This is a genomic window from Pseudomonas sp. NPDC088890 (assembly GCF_044900155.1).
GTDB lineage: Bacteria > Pseudomonadota > Gammaproteobacteria > Pseudomonadales > Pseudomonadaceae > Aquipseudomonas > Aquipseudomonas urmiensis.
The window spans coordinates 449,126-467,289 of record NZ_JBJDNG010000001.1; the positions used below are offsets into that span (position 1 = coordinate 449,126).

Sequence of the window (18,164 nt, forward strand, 5' to 3'; positions counted from 1 at the left end):
CGGTTCAGGCACTGAGCAGGTCGCCCAGTGCTTGGATGACCGACCTTTTCTTATTGGTGGGGATTGAGGATCAGCATCTGTTCCTCGGTGAAATAATGCTCGTCGCAGTTGTTACCGGAACCACTGCGATCAACCACCAGGAAGTCATCCCGCTTTTCGATCGTCAGCACCGGGTGGTGCCAAACGCCGCGATGGTAATTAATGCCCTGCCTGCCGTTGCTGCGGAAAGCGCGGACCAAACCTGATACAGGTGCATCGCCAACTGGCGCGACCACGATCAGAAAGGGGTTGCCGAGCAGCGGAATGAAAGCCTGGCTGCCCAGCGGATGGCGTTCGAGCATGCGTACGGTCAAGGGCATCTCCAGGGCGTCGGCGCGGAAGATGCTGATGATCGCTTTGTCCTCGGGCTCGGCGGTTTCGACCGTGGCGAGCTTGTGGAAGCGCATGGTCGAGCCGTTGTTGATCATGAAGTGGTCGCTGCCATCGGTTTCGATCACGTCACCGAACGGGGCGAAGGCTTCTTTGGTCAGGGGCTCGATCACTAGTGTGCGCATGCTTGTTATCTCTTTTTTCTATGTTCTATGTAGGGTTGGACAACTGCCTTGGGTCAGGCCCTGGGTGCGTTCGCGTGTGCACTCGGGCCAGGCCTTGACGGTGTGCCCTTACAATTGCAGCAGGCGGAACAGCGCGATCAGGTTGATCTGCGCCAGGGCTTCCTTGAATTCGGTATTGGCATCGTTATGGATGCGTTTTTCGAAGGCGGCGAGAATCTGGTGCCGGTTGCTGCCCTTGACCGCCATGATGAACGGGAATTGGAACTTGGCCTTGTAGGCATCGTTGAGTTCGGTGAAGCGAGCGAACTCTTCGGCGGTGCACTGGTGGATACCGGCACCGGCCTGCTCGTTGGTGCTCGACTCGGTCAGCTCGCCCTGGATCGCGGCCTTGCCAGCGAGGTCCGGGTGAGCGTTGATCAGGGCCAGCTGGTCGCTATGGTTGGCGCTCAGGAGGATATCGCTCATGCGCTGGTGCAGCGTCTCGATCTCGTCCAGCTCGACCCGTTGGCCGAGGTCATAAGCCTTCTCGGCAACCCACGGCGAGTGCTCGTAGATGTCGGCGAAGGCACTGACGAAGGCGTCGCGGCTCAGGGTCGATGGCGTCAGGGTCTTGAAGGCGGTCATCAGGCGTTCTCTTTCTTGTACGGGTGGGTGGTGTGCCAGTGGCGGGCGATATCCACGCGACGGGCGAACCAGACCTGTTCATGGCTCTTGGCGTATTCGACGAAGCGTTTCAGTGCAGCCAGGCGGGCCGGACGGCCGACCAGGCGGCAGTGCAAGCCGATCGAGAGCATTTTCGGCGCCTCGGCACCTTCTTCGTAGAGCACGTCGAAGGCGTCCTTGAGGTACTGGAAGAACTGCTCGCCGCAATTGAAACCCTGCACCTGGGTGAAGCGCATGTCGTTGGTGTCCAGGGTGTAGGGGATCACCAGGTGCGGCTTGTCGGTCGGGTTGTTCGGCTCCCAGTAGGGCAGGTCGTCGTCGTAGGTGTCGCTGTCATAGAGGAAGCCGCCTTCCTCCATCACCAGCCGGCGGGTGTTCGGCCCAGTGCGACCGGTGTACCAGCCCAGTGGGCGTTCGCCGGTGAGTTCGGTGAGGATGCGGATGGCTTCGAGCATGTGCTCGCGCTCCTGCGCCTCGTCCATGTTCTGGTAGTCGATCCAGCGGTAGCCGTGGCTGCAGATTTCATGGCCGGCTTGGGCCATGGCGCGGATTACGTCGGGGTGGCGCTGGGCGGCCATGGCCACGGCGAAGATGGTCAGCGGTACGCCGGTGTCCTTGAACAGCTTGAGCAGGCGCCATACGCCGGCACGGCTGCCGTACTCGTAGAGCGACTCCATGCTCATGTTGCGTTGGCCTTGCAGGGGTTGCGCCGCGACCATCTCGGAGAGGAAGGCTTCGGACTCTTTATCGCCGTGCAGGATGTTGCGCTCGCCACCTTCTTCGTAATTGAGGACGAAAGACAAGGCAATGCGGGCATTACCCGGCCATTGCGGGTGAGGTGGGTTGTTGCCGTAACCGATCAGGTCGCGAGGGTAGTCAGCGCTCACTGCAGTCTTCCTTCTTGTACGTGTGTGCGGGGGTGGGTGGACCCGCGTCGGGTTGTCGCACTCACCGGATGGGCTGATTGTATACAACTTCTGAAATCATTTGTAAGCCTGTTTTTCCGCATTTCTTCCCTTTTGTCGCTTGAGAATGTATTGCAAGAAACCTGCCTGTTTGGTCAGCTAATGATGTTGGCGTGTGCGTGGCGCCTATATTTGGCAACTGGTGGCCTATTCTTGAGGGAGCTTGATCGGATGTTTCGAAAGGGTCGAAAAAATTGTGTACAATTTTTTGAGAAAGTGTCTTAATGGCGCCATTCCCACACACGGTAGGCGCTTTCGTGGTGCCTGCTGGGTATTTTCTGCCCACGATTTGAACAAGAGGCGACAAGCACATGGGACGTTTGACTACTCACGTACTGGATGCTGCGCATGGCTGCCCGGGCAGCTCGATCAAGGTCGAGTTGTACCGTGTCGAAGGCCAGCAGCTGGAGTTGGTGAATACTGCGCTGACCAATAGCGATGGCCGGGTCGATGCGCCGTTGCTGCAGGGTGATGATTACCGCACTGGGGTATACCAGTTGCAGTTCAGTGCTGGGGACTACTATCGGGCTCGGGGCGTGGCTTTGCCAGAAGCGGCGTTCTTGGATGTTGTGGTGTTGCGGTTTGGGATTGATGAGAAGCAGGAGCACTACCATGTGCCGCTGCTGATCTCGCCCTATAGCTACTCGACCTATCGTGGAAGCTAGTTGGTCGCTAGAAGAATCTTCGTAGGTCTTTGGCCCGCTCTCACACTGGCGGGCTTTTTTTCGTCTCATGGTTTTGTGGTTGTGGTTAGTTTTGTATTTTGTGCGCATATCCATTCACGATGGCGACATTTAGGCACCCTTGCGCCCTTACGGCGGGTCACTTTTTGGCAAACGCCCGGTGTGCCGGCCCAGCCATAAGTAACCAAAAAGGTCTGCGCTCCACCATCAGTCCCGCCCGTGGCGGGATCCCCTCGCTTGGGTGCCTTCCGGGCCCGCGCGGCCTCCTGAAGTCGCGAAGTTAGTGGCGGCGACTGGGCTGGCGTTATCTGGCGATAGCGCCATGTGTGGTGGATATACCGGCCTCTTCGCGGGCAAGCCCGCTCCCACAGGTACCGCGTAGATTTAAGTCCAGCGTTGAGCCAGCACTGACACCACGCAGATGCTGCGAACCCCGCAAAACCCTGTGGGAGCGGGCTTGCCCGCGAAGAGGCCAGAACAAACAACACAAAACAGAAAAATCAAATCTTGGCTTTGGCTTTGGCTTTGGCTTTGGCTTTGGCTTTGGCTTTGGCTTCTGCGAGAGCGCAGCGATTCGCTGCTCTTGATCTTCATGCGCGTAATTCCAGGCGCCGCAGATTCGCGACTTCAGGAGGCTGAGCAGAGGTGCCTGGAGGGCCAGGTGCGTTAGCACCCTTCGGCGTAGCCGAAGGCGCGAGATGTAGATTTGCGTAGCAAATCGTAGGCCGCGCGGGCCCGGAAGGCGCCGGCGCGAAGGGACCCCGGAGCGCAGCGCAGGGGCCGTATGCAGGAGCGAGCGGCTTTGCCTACTTTGGCCAAGACCAAAGTAGGCCGCCGTAAGGGCGGAAGGGGCCAGTAGCGCCGCCACATCAAACGGATAAGCTCAAATCTCTAAAAGCCCAAGCCCAAGCCCACCTCACATATCGTCAAAATACCGCTCATGCCAATCCACCAAAGGCTGCGGCGAATTCAGCTTCTGCCCATAAATCACCGAATAAGACAGCACGTTCTGCACATATTGGCGCGTCTCATCGAATGGAATCGACTCAACCCAAACATCGAAACTCAAATGCTTAGCCCCCTTGAGCCACTGCCGCACCCGCCCAGGCCCAGCGTTGTAGGCCGCCGAGGCCAGCACCCGGTTGCCATTGAACTGCCCATGCACCTGGCTCAAATAAGCCGCACCCAGCTGAATGTTCTTGTCCGGATTAAGCACCTGCGACGGCGAGGCCAGAGGAATACTGAACTTGCGCGCAGTTTCCTTGGCCGTGGCCGGCATCAACTGCATCAAGCCGCTGGCACCCACCGGAGATCGAGCATCTTCCATGAAGGCACTTTCCTGTCGGGTAATGGCAAACACCCAGCTGGAGTGCAGGCCGCGGACCTTGGCCTCACGCACCAGGGTATCGCGGTGCGCCATTGGGAAGCGGATGTCCAGGTCGTCCCAGTACTGCGCCTGGCTGATGGTGCGAATAGCTGGGAAGTACCAGCGCAAGTCGTACGCCAGGCGCGCCTGGGCGACCATCTCGTCACGGTTGAAGTGCCGGCTGACGTGGTACCACTCACGGCGCCCCTCGACGATCTGGCCGCGTGCGTGGAATTCCAGCGCGCGACGGATACCCGGGGTATTACGCACCTTGTTGACCAGCTGCGGGCTCAGCACCAGCGGCCTGTTGTTCAGCTGATAAGGCGTCTGCGCCCGATCGGCCGCAAGGAAGCCATAGAAGTCGCGCTCACGAGCCACAGTCTTGTACAGCAGCGGGATCTGCGGGTTGTTCGGCTGGGCGAGCTCCAGGCTACGGGCCTGCCAGTAACGCCAGCGGCTGCTGCTGGCCAGGTCCTGGGGCAGGCGCTTGGTCAGCTCGTAAGCTTCTTCCCAGCGGCCCAGACGCAACAGTAGGCGCAGGCGCCATTCGCTGACGGTGTTATCGCGCAGCTCAGGATCGTAGCGGGTCATCAAGTCGAGTGCGCGTGGGTCGTAGCGGCGCGCCAGGGTCAAGCCGATTTCGCGAGCGATGGCGACCTTTTCGTCGCGCGAGAAGTGCATGCGCTGGGCGTAGTCATCGAGCAAGGCCATGGCCCGCTCAGGGTTTTGGCGGGCGAGCCGGCGCAAGCCCAGGCTGACCACGTCGGACATCGCTTCATTGACCGGGGTAAAGCGCGAAGGCTGGTTGAGCAGCTCGGGCTTTTGCGCCACATCGATCAGCAGTTTGCCTTGCGGGGCGAGGGTGGTCAGGGTCTTTACCAGGCTGTTGGCCAGGGCGTAGTTACGCGTTTGGGCAGCAAGCTTGGCGCGTTCCCAGCGCTTGGCCTCGGTCAGTTGGCCTTCGGCTGCCCACATCGCGAACAGGGTGTCGCAGGCCGCCGGTTGCGACTTGCCGACGTTCCATAGTTTTTCGGCGCTGGCAAAGCCTTCGGCGCGTTTGCCATGGCTGAGCTGATACTGGCCATTGATGCAGTCCAGTTCGGTGAAGTTGAGCTTGGGGTCGTAATACTTGGCGAACGTGTTCCATTCGCCGCGCTCGGACAGCCAGCGTAGCCAACGCAACTTCATCCAGTTGGCTTGAGGCAGATCGCCGTGCTTGGCGAGGAAGCCTTCGATTTCTTCGTTGCTGGCGCTTTTCAGGCGGGCGGTCAGCTCGTCATAGGCCAGGTAGGGCGTCAGTGGATAATCACGCAGGGCCTGCGAATAACGCAGGTAAGGGCCTTTGTCGCCTTTGGCCAGGGCGCGTTTGGCTTCGTCATAGTACTGACGTTGCTGGGTAAGGTCGGCGGCCTGCGCCGCACTGGCAGTGGCGGCGGTGATCAGCAGGCAAGAAGCAATCTGTAACAGGCGGCTGCGCATGATACGTCCGGGCAGTTGAACCATGGGAAAGTGACGGCGAGGCCAGCACTGTTGTATTGCGTAAGCTTAGCCGTTTGCGCGCTGGCGGTGAAAGCACTGCGCTTGTATCCAACTGTTAAGTTCGACCAGATGTCGCAAAGCGTTTGCGCTGGCGTTGACTTGATGCCGGCAAGGGTCAAGTCAGGTAGAATGCGCGCCCAGTTTTTGGAGATGATCATGACCCTACTCAAATTAAGCGATGTGTCCCTTGCGTTCGGCGCCATGCCGCTGCTGGACAAGGTTTCCTGGCAGATCGCCCGTGGTGAGAGGGTGTGCATCATCGGTCGCAACGGCACGGGCAAGTCGAGCATGCTGCGCCTGGTCAAGGGCGAGCAGAAGCCCGACGATGGTGCCATCTGGCGCGCTCCGGCGTTGAAGATCGGCGAACTGCCGCAGGAACTGCCGGTGGCCGACGAGCGCACCGTGTTCGATGTAGTCGCTGCCGGCCTGGATGGCGTCGGTGAACTGCTCGCGCAGTACCATCACCTGAGCCAGAACATCCACAACGATGAAGACCTGGACAAGCTCATGCATGTCCAGCACGAGCTCGAAGCGCGTGACGGCTGGCGCCTGCAGCAAGTGGTCGACAGTACCCTGAGCCGCCTGCAACTGCCGGCCGACAAAACCCTGGCCGAGCTTTCCGGTGGCTGGCGTCGCCGGGTACTGCTGGCCCAAGCGCTGGTGTCCGAGCCGGACCTGCTTCTGCTCGACGAGCCAACCAACCACCTGGACATCGGTGCCATCGCCTGGCTGGAGGAGGCCCTGAGCGGTTTCAACGGCGCTGTGCTGTTCATTACCCACGACCGTTCCTTCCTGCAGAACCTGGCCACGCGCATCCTTGAACTGGACCGTGGTGGCCTGATCGACTGGAACGGCGACTACGCCAGCTTCCTGGTGCACAAAGAAGCCGCACTGGCCGCTGAAGAAACTGCCAACGCGCTGTTCGACAAGCGCCTGGCCCAGGAAGAGGTATGGATCCGCCAGGGCATCAAAGCCCGGCGGACCCGTAACGAAGGTCGCGTGCGCGCCCTCAAGGCCTTGCGTGTCGAGCGTGGTGAACGCCGCGAGCGCCAGGGCAAAGCCAATATCCAGATCGAGTCGGCGGAAAAATCCGGCAAGCAGGTGATGGTCCTGGAAAACGTCAGCTTCGCTCACCCGCAAGGGCCGATGCTGGTCAAGGACTTCTCCATGGTGCTGCAGCGTGAGGACCGTATCGGCCTGCTGGGCGCCAACGGTACCGGCAAGACCACCTTGCTCAAGCTGATGCTCGGTGATTTGCAGCCCACCGGCGGCAAGGTCGAGAGCGGCACCAAACTGGAAGTGGCTTACTTCGACCAGATGCGTCACCAGCTCGACCTGGAAAAAACCGTTATCGAAAACTTGGCCGAAGGCCGCGATTTCATCGAGATCGATGGCCAGAACCGCCATGTCCTGAGCTACCTGGGCGACTTCCTGTTCAGCCCGCAGCGTGCTCGTACGCCGGTCAAGGCGCTGTCGGGTGGTGAGCGTGCGCGTTTGCTGCTGGCCAAACTGTTCAGCAAACCGGCCAACCTGCTGGTGCTGGACGAACCGACCAACGACCTGGACGTGGAAACCCTCGAGCTGCTCGAGGAGGTGCTGTGCAACTACAAGGGTACGGTACTGATGGTCAGCCACGACCGGGCCTTCCTCGACAACGTGGTCACCAGCACGCTGGTGTTCGAAGGCGAGGGCAAGGTGCGTGAATATGTCGGCGGCTACGAAGACTGGATCCGTCAGGGCGGCTCGCCGAAGTTGTTGGGCGTGACCGAGAGCAAGGGCGGCAAGTCCGAGCTCAACAGCGCTGTGGTGGAGAAAACGGTTGAAGCACCGGCGCCGGTTAGCGCAGCACCGGTGGCAGATGCCAGCAAGAAGAAGCTCAGCTACAAGCTTCAGCGTGAGCTGGAAGCCTTGCCGGGGCAGATTGATGTGATCGAGCAGTCCATGGCCAAGTTACAGGAAGAAGTCGGTTTGCCGAGCTTCTACCAGCGGCCGATCGGCGAGACCTCGGCGGTGCTGGCCAAGCTTGAGAAGCTGCAGGCTGAGCTGGACGTGCTGGTTGAGCGCTGGGCTGAGCTGGAGGGTTAAGGTGCGGCACTTGCGGTGATCGGGCGAGCCTCATCGCGGGGCAAGCCGCTCCCACGCCGCTGGCACTGAAAGCGCTGGCGTGGGAGCGGGCTTGCCCCGCGATGAGGCCGTTCAGAACCCCGCGGCCCTTAGCTTTCCTTCTTCAGCAGACGCACCGCCAGCACATCGCACGGCGCACCATGCAGCACGTCATTGGCGGTGGAGCCCAGTAGCAGCGCCAGGCCATGACGACCATGGCTGCCGACCACGATCAGGTCGCACTGTTGATCCTTGGCCAGCTGATGAATCTCTTGGCGCGGCTGGCCGTAGACTAGGTGCGAATCACCGCGGTTGATATCGGGATACTTGTTGTACAAGCGCTCCATGCGCTCTTTGGCCTGGTCGAACTGCTGTTGTTGCAGCTGCGACAGGTCCATCGGCACGTCACCGCCAAAGGCCATGGCCATCGGCTCGACGATGTGTACCAGCGATACCTTCGCGCCGTTAGCCAGAGCGATCGCCTTGGCGCGCTTGATCACCGGGTCGCATTCTTCGGTCAGGTCGACGGCGACCAGAATATGTTGGTATTCCATGGGTGGTACTCCTGACAATCGCGATAGTAGAAGTATGGTCGCTTTCGCGCCGATTAACGTGAAACCTGGCTAACCAGCTCATTTGCAACGCTTTATGGGATCTACAGATATGACGGTATGGCTGGTGGTGTCAATCCTTGCGCTGATTCTCAGCCCTCTGGCGTGGTTGCGCCCCTCACGCAAACAGAGCGAGCAGATGAACCTGCGCCTGGAAGGTCGGCGTATGGGGCTGGCCATGCAATTGGCGCCGCAGCATTGGCCGCACTGGCTACAAGACCAACCGCCAAGCCCTTGTCCGCAGTATCACCGGGCGCGGCGCAAAGGGCGCGACGATTGCTGGGCCTACTGGCAGGTGAGTCCCGGGGTATGGTGGAACACGTGGCGTGAGCCTTGTGCCGATCCACGCCTGATCGAGCAATTTTCCCGCCTGCCAGGCAATGTCTACCTGGTCGAGGCCAATAGCCAAATGATCGCTCTCTACTGGGGAGAGCGCGGCGATAGTTCTGTGTTGCAGAATATTGCCCAGACCTTGGAAACCCTCGCTTAAACCCTAAAAACGACATCGCGGGGCAAACCCGCTCCCGCGTTAGCGTGGAGTGGGCTTGCCCCGCGATGCGTTCTGCAGCCGCAGAATGGCCAGGCAGGCCGGGAAACATTCAACTCGCCCCTCACTATAGCTAGCCTCAGCGAATTTGCGATCGGCCAAACGCATTTTCCCTCCCGCCTTTATGTTTATCGCCGCCATGAATGTCTGGCGATCACTGTCATCAGGGTTTGCACCCACGCGTTGCAAAATGACCGGAAAGTCGCGTTTTCGCACTGCTTGCGAGCATTTGACAACGTCGATCATTTCGGAGAATGTGTGCATACCCAAATCAAACGGGCGTATGAATTGAGCGTTTGTATGTCAGACCGCTCGTACGAATCCCGACTATCGCGCTGACGGGTGTGCCTGGTAAGACCGCTGAATAGACAGCGTTTCAGCCAGCGTTCGGCGTGTACAGTTCAGCTTCCATATCGTGGAGATCAGTTGATGATTTACGAAGGTAAAGCCATCACGGTTAAGGCTCTTGAAAGCGGCATCGTCGAACTCAAGTTCGACCTCAAGGGTGAGTCCGTCAACAAGTTCAACCGCCTGACCCTGGACGAACTGCGCCAGGCCGTAGCTGCCATCAAGGGCGACGCTTCGGTCAAGGGCGTTATCGTCAGCAGTGGCAAGGATGTGTTCATCGTCGGCGCCGACATCACCGAATTCGTCGACAACTTCAAGCTGCCCGAGGCCGAACTGGTCGCTGGTAACCTGGAAGCCAATCGCATCTTCAATGACTTCGAAGATCTCGGCGTGCCTACTGTCGCTGCCATCAACGGCATCGCTTTGGGCGGTGGCCTGGAAATGTGTCTGGCCGCCGACTACCGGGTCATGTCCAGCAGCGCCAAGATTGGCCTGCCGGAAGTCAAGCTGGGCATCTACCCAGGCTTTGGCGGCACCGTGCGCCTGCCGCGCCTGATCGGTTCGGACAACGCCATCGAGTGGATTGCCGCCGGTAAGGAAAACCGTGCCGAAGACGCCCTGAAAGTCGGCGCAGTCGACGCTGTAGTCGCGCCTGAGCTGCTGCAGGCCGCCGCCCTGGACCTGATCAAGCGCGCTATCAGTGGTGAGCTGGATTATCAGGCCAAGCGCCAGCCCAAGCTTGAGAAACTCAAGCTCAATGCCATCGAGCAGATGATGGCCTTCGAAACCGCCACAGGCTTCGTTGCCGGCCAGGCGGGTCCGAACTACCCGGCGCCGGTCGAAGCGATCAAGTCCATTCAGAAAGCGGCCAACTTCGGCCGTGACAAAGCGCTGGAAGTCGAAGCCGCAGGTTTTGCCAAGCTGGCCAAGACTGACGTCGCCGCCAGCCTGATCGGCCTGTTCCTCAACGATCAGGAGCTCAAGCGCAAGGCCAAGGCACATGACCAGATCGCCCAGGACGTGAAGCAGGCCGCCGTGCTCGGCGCCGGTATCATGGGTGGCGGTATCGCCTACCAGTCGGCGGTCAAGGGTACGCCTATCCTGATGAAGGATATTCGTGAAGACGCCATTCAGTTGGGTTTGAACGAAGCCTCCAAGCTGCTCGGCAACCGCGTCGAGAAGGGCCGCCTGACCCCGGCGAAGATGGCCGAGGCGCTCAATGCCATTCGCCCGACCCTGTCCTATGGCGACTTCGCCAATGTCGACATCGTCGTCGAGGCGGTGGTCGAGAACCCCAAGGTCAAGCAAGCCGTGCTGGCTGAAGTGGAAGGCCAGGTCAAGGAAGATGCGATCCTCGCTTCCAACACCTCGACCATCTCCATCAACCTGCTGGCCAAAGCCCTCAAGCGCCCAGAAAACTTCGTCGGCATGCACTTCTTCAACCCGGTGCACATGATGCCGCTGGTGGAAGTGATCCGTGGCGAGAAGTCCAGCGAAGTGGCCGTGGCCACCACCGTTGCCTACGCCAAGAAAATGGGCAAGAACCCGATCGTGGTCAACGACTGCCCGGGCTTTTTGGTCAACCGCGTGCTGTTCCCGTACTTCGGCGGCTTCGCCAAGTTGGTCAGCGCCGGCGTCGACTTCGTGCGCATCGACAAGGTCATGGAAAAGTTCGGCTGGCCGATGGGCCCGGCCTACCTGATGGACGTGGTCGGTATCGACACCGGCCACCACGGCCGCGACGTGATGGCCGAAGGCTTCCCGGACCGCATGAAGGACGATCGCCGCTCTGCCGTCGACGCCCTGTACGAGGCCAATCGCCTCGGCCAGAAGAACGGCAAGGGCTTCTATGCCTATGAGACCGACAAGCGCGGCAAGCCAAAGAAAGTCGCCGATGCCAGCGTGCTGGATGTGCTCAAGCCGATCGTCTTCGAACAGCGTGAAGTCAGCGACCAGGACATCATCAACTGGATGATGATCCCGTTGTGCCTGGAAACCGTCCGTTGCCTGGAAGATGGCATTGTCGAAACCGCCGCCGAAGCCGATATGGGCCTGGTGTACGGCATCGGCTTCCCTCCCTTCCGTGGGGGCGCGCTGCGCTACATCGACTCGATCGGGGTCGCTGAGTTCGTCGCCCTGGCCGACCAGTACGCCGATCTGGGGCCGCTGTACCACCCCACCGCGAAGCTGCGCGAAATGGCCAAGACTGGCCAGCGCTTCTTCAACTGAGCGCCCAAACGAGTTAGAGCGAGAGTATTGATATGAGCCTGAATCCAAGAGACGTGGTGATTGTCGACTTCGGTCGGACCCCGATGGGCCGTTCCAAGGGTGGCATGCACCGCAACACCCGTGCCGAAGACATGTCCGCGCACCTGATCAGCAAACTGCTGGAGCGTAACGACAAGGTCGATCCAAAAGAAGTCGAGGACGTGATCTGGGGCTGCGTCAACCAGACCCTGGAGCAGGGCTGGAACATCGCCCGCATGGCCTCCTTGATGACCCAGATCCCGCACACCTCGGCTGCGCAGACCGTCAGCCGCCTGTGTGGCTCGTCGATGAGCGCGCTGCACACCGCCGCCCAGGCGATCATGACTGGCAATGGTGACGTGTTCGTCATCGGTGGCGTCGAGCACATGGGCCACGTCAGCATGATGCATGGCGTCGACCCTAACCCGCACATGTCGCTGCATGCGGCAAAAGCCTCGGGTATGATGGGCCTGACCGCCGAAATGCTCGGCAAGATGCATGGCATCAGCCGTGAACAGCAAGATGCCTTTGGCTTGCGCTCTCACCAGCTCGCTCACAAGGCGACCTTGGAAGGCAAGTTCAAGGACGAGATCATCCCGATGCAGGGTTATGACGAAAACGGCTTCCTCAAGGTCTTTGACTTCGACGAAACCATTCGCCCTGACACCACCCTGGAAAGCCTGGCCGCCCTCAAGCCTGCCTTCAATCCAAAAGGTGGTACGGTCACTGCCGGTACTTCTTCGCAGATCACTGACGGTGCTTCGTGCATGATCGTCATGTCTGGCCAGCGCGCCATGGACCTCGGCATCCAGCCGCTGGCGGTGATTCGCTCCATGGCAGTAGCTGGCGTCGACCCGGCAATCATGGGTTACGGCCCGGTGCCATCAACCCAGAAAGCCCTCAAGCGTGCCGGCCTGACCATGGCCGATATCGACTTCATCGAGCTCAACGAAGCCTTCGCCGCACAGGCCCTGCCAGTGCTGAAAGATTTGAAAGTGCTCGACAAGATGAATGAGAAGGTTAACCTGCACGGCGGCGCCATTGCTCTGGGACACCCGTTCGGTTGCTCTGGTGCTCGTATTTCGGGCACCCTGCTCAACGTCATGAAGCAAAATGGCGGTACCCTGGGCGTCGCCACCATGTGTGTAGGCCTGGGCCAAGGCATCACCACTGTCTTCGAACGCGTCTGATCGCGATCGCTAGGCAGCAACCGGGGCCATGTGCCCCGGTTTTTGTTTTTTACAGAATTTGTTCAAGAGGGTCAGCGAGATGCACATACAGCCAGGCGTATACCGCCACTACAAGGGCCCTGAGTATCGTGTATTCGGCGCTGCGCGGCACTCTGAAAGCGAAGAGTGGGTAGTCTTCTACCAATGCCTGTATGGTGATTACGGGCTTTGGGTGCGACCCCTTTCGATGTTCCTGGAGTCAGTCGAGGTTGACGGCGAGCAGGTGCCACGCTTTGCTTTGGTCACGGCCGAAGAAGGGCGGTTCGAGCATCCCGGTGCAGACCAGGCTTAGTCGACTGCGCTTGACCTCACCCTGTTGCCACTATATATAGCGGTGCCGCGTGCGGCACCTGACGCGTTTTTCATCTTCAGATTCAGGAATACTCCGATCCATGGGCAAATCGCTGGTCATTGTGGAATCCCCGGCCAAGGCCAAGACCATCAACAAGTACCTGGGCAGCCAGTACGTGGTGAAGTCGAGTATCGGCCACATCCGTGACCTCCCCACCAGCGGTTCGGCCAGCACCAGTAAGGAGCCGGCGGCCAAGCGTGGCAAGGCTGCAGCGGGTGAGGCGCCGGCCTTGTCGCCGAAAGAGAAGGCTCGGCGCCAGCTGGTCGCGCGTATGGGCGTCGATCCGGATGCGGGCTGGAAGGCCAAGTACGAGATCCTGCCGGGCAAGGAAAAGGTCATCGACGAGTTGCGTCGTTTGGCTAAAGATGCCGACACCATCTATCTCGCGACCGACTTGGACCGCGAAGGGGAGGCGATTGCCTGGCACCTGCGTGAGGCCATCGGCGGTGACGACACTCGCTACAAACGCGTGGTGTTCAACGAAATCACCAAGAAAGCCATCCAGGAGGCGTTCTCGCAGCCAGGTGAGCTAGATATCGACCGGGTCAACGCCCAGCAGGCACGGCGCTTCCTCGACCGCGTCGTGGGCTATATGGTCTCGCCGCTGCTGTGGTCGAAGATCGCCCGTGGCCTGTCGGCAGGTCGCGTGCAGTCGGTAGCGGTCAAGCTGGTGGTCGAGCGTGAGCGCGAGATTCGTGCCTTCAACCCTGAAGAGTACTGGGAAGTGCACGCCGACCTTGGCACCGCCAAGGATGCCAAGGTGCGTTTCGAAGTGGCGCGCGAGAAGGGTGAAGCCTTCAAGCCGCTCAACGAAGCCCAGGCCATGGCTGCCCTGGACAAGCTCAAGGCCTCCAGCTACAGCGTGGCCAAGCGCGAAGACCGGCCAACCAGCAGCAAGCCTTCGGCGCCGTTCATTACCTCTACCCTGCAGCAGGCCGCGAGCAATCGCCTGGGCTACGGCGTGAAGAAGACCATGATGATGGCGCAGCGCTTGTACGAAGCCGGCTACATCACCTACATGCGTACCGACTCGACCAACCTGTCGGCTGACGCTGTGGACATGGCTCGCAGCTACATCGAGAAAGAATTCGGCAAGCAGTACCTGCCTGAAGCGCCGATCGTGTACGGCAGTAAGGCAGGCGCCCAGGAGGCGCACGAGGCGATTCGTCCTTCCGATGTCAACACCCATCCCACCAAGCTCAGTGGCATGGAGCGTGACGCCGAGCGTCTGTACGAGTTGATCTGGCGCCAATTCCTGGCCTGCCAGATGCCGCCTGCGCAGTACCTGTCCACCAGCGTCACAGTCAACGCTGGTGACTTCGAGCTGCGTGCCAAGGGCCGTATCCTCAAGTTCGACGGTTACACCCGGGTGCTGCCGCAACAGAGCAAGCCAGGCGAAGACGATGTGCTGCCTGACATGGCCCAGGGCGAGGCGCTCAAGCTGATCAAGCTCGACCCAAGCCAGCACTTCACCAAGCCGCCGGCGCGCTTTACCGAAGCCAGCCTGGTCAAGGAAATGGAAAAGCGTGGCATTGGCCGTCCATCGACCTATGCGGCAATCATTTCCACCATTCAGGACCGTGGCTATGTGACCCTGCATAACCGCCGCTTCTACTCCGAGAAGATGGGTGACATCGTCACCGAACGTCTGTCGGAGAGCTTCTCCAACCTGATGGACTACGGCTTTACCGCCGACATGGAAGAAAACCTCGACGACGTCGCCCAGGGCGAGCGCGATTGGAAGAACGTTCTCGACGAGTTCTACGGCGACTTCAGCAAGAAGCTGCAGACTGCCGAGTCGTCGGAAAACGGCATGCGCGCCAATCAGCCGACCATGACCAACATTCCGTGCAAGGAATGCGGCCGCCCGATGATGATTCGTACCGCCTCCACCGGCGTGTTCCTTGGCTGCTCGGGCTACAGCCTGCCGCCTAAAGAGCGCTGCAAGGCTACCGTCAACCTGGTGCCAGGCGACGAAATTGCCGCCGACGACGAAGGTGAGTCGGAGTCGCGGGTGCTGTTGGGCAAGCATCGCTGCCCGATCTGCGCCACAGCGATGGATGCCTACCTGCTCGATGAGAAGCACAAGCTGCATATCTGCGGTAACAACCCAGATTGCGTCGGCTACGAGATCGAACAAGGCAGCTACCGCATCAAGGGCTACGAAGGGCCGAGCCTGGAGTGCGACAAGTGCGGCAGCGAGATGCAGCTCAAGACTGGCCGTTTCGGCAAGTTCTTCGGTTGCACCAACCCTGCGTGCAAGAACACCCGCAAGCTGCTCAAGAGCGGCGAAGCGGCGCCACCGAAGATGGACAAGGTGGACATGCCGGAGCTCAAGTGCGAGAAGGTCAACGACACCTACGTGCTGCGTGACGGCGCATCGGGGTTATTCCTGGCTGCCAGCCAGTTCCCGAAAAACCGCGAGACGCGTGCACCGCTGGTAATGGAAATCATCCCGCACAAGCACGAGATCGATCCGAAGTATCACTTCCTCTGCGAAGCGCCGCAGAAAGACCCGGAAGGTCGCCCGGCGGTGATCCGCTACAGCCGTAAGACCAAGGAGCAGTACGTGCAGTCCGAGGTCGATGGCAAGCCGACGGGTTGGAAGGCGTTCTACGATGGCAGCGTGTGGAAGGTAGAAGACAAGCGCTGATATCGCACTGCCTTTCTTGATATGGGGCCGTTTTGCGCCCCTTCGCGGGCAAGCCCGCTCCCACAGGGATCGCGCCGCTTCTAAGGATAAGCGCAATAACTGTGGGGGCGGGCTTGCCCGCGAAACAGCTCCAAAAGCAGCTATGCCCCGCGATGTTTTTGAGCTTGCGAGAGGGCGGGGCGATGGCTGAAACTGAGCTATCGCCTTGCAGCCTTTGGGAGGGCATTGAAATGGCCCAGGAACTCTACACCCGCACCAACCAGAAACTGTTCTTTGCCGGTCTTGCACTGGAATCCATGGCCAAGGCTGAGCAAAGCCGGGCGATGAACGCCCAGGGGTTGATCCAGGCCGAGCGCGAATCGGCGCTGTTTCACCTGTACGGCGCGCTGCTGGGGTTGTGCCACGAAATCGGTGGTTTCTATCGTCTGCCCCAGGCTAGCGCCGCGCGTGCTGAGGTGTTGCTCAACGATGAAGTCCTGCAAAGCGTGGCGATTCCGGAAATGGCCGAGATGCTCGAATTGGCACGCCAACCGGAAACCTGGCTGGCGCAATTGCTAGCAGCTTATGCCGATTTGTTCCGACCACCTGTCGCCAAGAAAGTCGCCAAAACCGACGTTACCCAGCCGCTGATTCAAGCCATAAATCTCGACGAAGCCGAGCAGCCCGCGCTATCTCGGGAAGAACTGGAAAGCTGGCGGAAAAATCTGAAAGATCTGGTGCGACGTTTTCGTGACGCGTTGAGTGAGTGCTGATAGGCCACTTGGCTGGTACAATGCCCGCCTTTCGTGGAGAACAGCCCTTTATGTCAACGTCCTTTCTTGAAATTGTAGAGTTGCCTGATGGCCGGATCGAGCTGCGTCGCGCCGAAGATGAAGGCTCTCTGGTAACCCTGGATTTCTCCGAGGACGCCAAGGCATTCCTGCAGGGGCAGCACGTTGAAGTGGCCAAGGCCATGCTCAGTGTGGGTGTGCAGATGGCAGGCAAGCTGGTCGAAGGTGACTTCGAACGCGAAGAAGGCCCGCGCGTTCTGCACTGAGTATCAGCTACACGATAGCGATCAATACAGGCAAAGCCTGAACATCAGCCGAGGCGGATGTTCAGGCTTTGTGCATTTCCACTGTTGGCAGCGCGGATCAGCTGCTGACGGGTGTTGGCGTTGAGGTTGCCCAGCCAGCTGACCACGGTGTGGCTGTGGCCCAGGCGCAGGGCTTCACAGGCCAGCTGCAGGGCGCTCTGGTTGCCGCCCGGTTGCAGCAGCAGGATGCGTTCGCGGTTAAGGCCTGCATCGCGCAGCCAGGCCTGGGTCAGGCTGGAGGGTGGGGCGATCAGGGTCAGCCAGCGTGCATCTTGCTCTTCGCTCAGGTCGCGTAGCACAGGCGCCAACAGGCTTTGGCAGTGACCCGGCGCACCGCGCAGGGCCAGTTCGCTGAACCGCTCGGGCTGGCTGCTCTTGCGCGCGTGTGCGCTAGCCTTCAGGCCCGGCAGTACCGGTTCGGCCAGAAAGGCTTCAAACAGCGGTAGCTGGGCGGACTGGGGTGCGTGGATGAACTGCTGCATGGCGCCTCCTGGATCAGCGGCGTATGACGCCGACACTCAAGCCCTCGATAACCAGCTCCTGTTGTTTCAGGTCGACTTCGATGGGGGCGAATTCGGGATTCTCGGCGATCAGCCAGACCTTGCTGCCTTCGCGCTTGAAGCGCTTGACGGTCACTTCATCACCGATACGGGCGACGACGATCTGGCCATTACGGGCCTCGCGGCAGGTGTGTACCGCCAGCAGGTCGCCGTCGAAGATGCCGACGTCCTTCATGCTCATGCCGTGGACACGCAACAGGTAGTCGGCAGGAGGGTGGAAGAAGGTCGGATTGATGTTGCAGGATTGCTCGATGTGCTGCTCGGCGAGAATCGGCGCACCGGCCGCGACCCGGCCGATGATCGGCAAGCCGCTCTCTTCAGCCTTGGCTTCGTGGCCAGGGATGCGGATGCCGCGGGATGCACCTGGGGTCATCTCGATTGCACCCTTGCGGGCCAGGGCCTTGAGATGCTCCTCGGCAGCGTTGGGCGACTTGAAGCCCAGTTCCTGGGCAATCTCGGCACGCGTTGGCGGGAAGCCGTTGTCGTCGAGGCAGCGTTTGATGAAAGCCAGGATCTCGGCTTGGCGTGGCGTCAGTTTCAACATGGCGAGCGCTCTGTCTTTTTATACAGTGACTGGGATTATATACAGTAGATGGCTCGCTGCAAGCAGTTAACGGAAGAAGATGCGTGAGGGGGCGTATTGCGGGGGCTGCAGCTTGAAGCGCAGCG

Annotated in this window: 16 protein-coding genes; 9 read left to right on the plus strand and 7 right to left on the minus strand. The window is 60.2% G+C overall.

What is annotated here, in order from left to right; genetic code table 11:
- Positions 1-50 precede the first annotated feature (50 nt).
- From ACI2JX_RS02025 to puuE, 3 genes are all read right to left on the minus strand, one after another.
- A complete protein-coding gene (locus ACI2JX_RS02025) occupies positions 51-554 on the minus strand; it encodes an ureidoglycolate lyase (protein WP_186556277.1) in 504 nt (167 codons plus the stop codon).
- Between the two features lie 108 nt (positions 555-662).
- A complete protein-coding gene (uraD, locus tag ACI2JX_RS02030; RefSeq protein ID WP_264237217.1) occupies positions 663-1,178 on the minus strand; it encodes a 2-oxo-4-hydroxy-4-carboxy-5-ureidoimidazoline decarboxylase in 516 nt (171 codons plus the stop codon).
- On the minus strand, positions 1,178-2,104 hold the full coding sequence (gene puuE, locus ACI2JX_RS02035; RefSeq protein WP_186556279.1) for an allantoinase PuuE: 927 nt from the start codon (positions 2,102-2,104) through the stop codon (positions 1,178-1,180). The genes uraD and puuE overlap by 1 nt, the downstream gene beginning before the upstream one ends.
- Positions 2,105-2,493: 389 nt before the next feature.
- Here puuE and uraH point away from each other — a divergent pair, with 389 nt between their 5' ends.
- The gene (gene uraH / locus ACI2JX_RS02040; RefSeq protein ID WP_186556280.1) at positions 2,494-2,847 is read left to right on the plus strand and encodes a hydroxyisourate hydrolase; all 354 of its coding nucleotides are present in this window, start codon (positions 2,494-2,496) and stop codon (positions 2,845-2,847) included.
- Positions 2,848-3,781: 934 nt separating this feature from the next.
- Here uraH and ACI2JX_RS02045 read toward each other — a convergent pair.
- A complete protein-coding gene (locus ACI2JX_RS02045; protein ID WP_264235422.1) occupies positions 3,782-5,710 on the minus strand; it encodes a transglycosylase SLT domain-containing protein in 1,929 nt (642 codons plus the stop codon).
- Positions 5,711-5,926: 216 nt separating this feature from the next.
- Between ACI2JX_RS02045 and ACI2JX_RS02050 the strand changes: the two genes are divergently transcribed.
- Positions 5,927-7,855, plus strand: coding sequence for an ATP-binding cassette domain-containing protein (locus tag ACI2JX_RS02050; protein ID WP_404689236.1), 1,929 nt, complete (start codon positions 5,927-5,929; stop codon positions 7,853-7,855).
- 128 nt (positions 7,856-7,983) lie between these two features.
- Here ACI2JX_RS02050 and ACI2JX_RS02055 read toward each other — a convergent pair whose 3' ends face one another.
- Positions 7,984-8,427: a universal stress protein gene (locus ACI2JX_RS02055; RefSeq protein WP_264235424.1), complete on the minus strand. Its 444-nt coding sequence runs from the start codon at positions 8,425-8,427 to the stop codon at positions 7,984-7,986.
- 109 nt (positions 8,428-8,536) lie between these two features.
- Here ACI2JX_RS02055 and ACI2JX_RS02060 point away from each other — a divergent pair, with 109 nt between their 5' ends.
- The 7 genes from ACI2JX_RS02060 (at position 8,537) to ACI2JX_RS02090 (ending at position 16,896) form a co-directional block, all read left to right on the plus strand.
- Positions 8,537-8,974, plus strand: a complete 438-nt coding sequence (locus tag ACI2JX_RS02060; RefSeq protein ID WP_404689237.1) for a hypothetical protein — start codon at positions 8,537-8,539, stop codon at positions 8,972-8,974.
- A gap of 486 nt (positions 8,975-9,460) precedes the next feature.
- Entirely contained in the window at positions 9,461-11,608 is a 2,148-nt protein-coding gene (fadB, locus tag ACI2JX_RS02065) for a fatty acid oxidation complex subunit alpha FadB (RefSeq protein WP_404689238.1), read from the plus strand.
- Between the two features lie 32 nt (positions 11,609-11,640).
- Positions 11,641-12,816, plus strand: coding sequence for an acetyl-CoA C-acyltransferase FadA (fadA, locus tag ACI2JX_RS02070; RefSeq protein WP_186556329.1), 1,176 nt, complete (start codon positions 11,641-11,643; stop codon positions 12,814-12,816).
- A gap of 79 nt (positions 12,817-12,895) precedes the next feature.
- Positions 12,896-13,147: a DUF1653 domain-containing protein gene (locus ACI2JX_RS02075; protein ID WP_186556330.1), complete on the plus strand. Its 252-nt coding sequence runs from the start codon at positions 12,896-12,898 to the stop codon at positions 13,145-13,147.
- 100 nt (positions 13,148-13,247) lie between these two features.
- Positions 13,248-15,860 (plus strand): type I DNA topoisomerase, encoded by a 2,613-nt coding sequence (topA, locus tag ACI2JX_RS02080; RefSeq protein ID WP_404689239.1) that lies wholly within the window; start codon positions 13,248-13,250, stop codon positions 15,858-15,860.
- A gap of 230 nt (positions 15,861-16,090) precedes the next feature.
- The gene (locus ACI2JX_RS02085; RefSeq protein WP_264235428.1) at positions 16,091-16,612 is read left to right on the plus strand and encodes a DUF6586 family protein; all 522 of its coding nucleotides are present in this window, start codon (positions 16,091-16,093) and stop codon (positions 16,610-16,612) included.
- A 50-nt stretch (positions 16,613-16,662) separates the two neighbouring features.
- Positions 16,663-16,896 (plus strand): hypothetical protein, encoded by a 234-nt coding sequence (locus ACI2JX_RS02090; protein ID WP_138220148.1) that lies wholly within the window; start codon positions 16,663-16,665, stop codon positions 16,894-16,896.
- A 44-nt stretch (positions 16,897-16,940) separates the two neighbouring features.
- Here ACI2JX_RS02090 and sulA read toward each other — a convergent pair whose 3' ends face one another.
- Both sulA and lexA read right to left on the minus strand, forming a co-directional pair.
- Complete coding sequence (gene sulA, locus ACI2JX_RS02095; RefSeq protein ID WP_368971330.1) at positions 16,941-17,417, minus strand: SOS-induced cell division inhibitor SulA; 477 nt, start codon at positions 17,415-17,417, stop codon at positions 16,941-16,943.
- Positions 17,418-17,430: 13 nt separating this feature from the next.
- Positions 17,431-18,039 carry a transcriptional repressor LexA gene (lexA, locus tag ACI2JX_RS02100; protein ID WP_264235430.1) on the minus strand — a complete coding sequence of 203 codons (609 nt, stop codon included), beginning with the start codon at positions 18,037-18,039 and terminating at the stop codon, positions 17,431-17,433.
- Between the last annotated feature and the right edge of the window lie 125 nt (positions 18,040-18,164).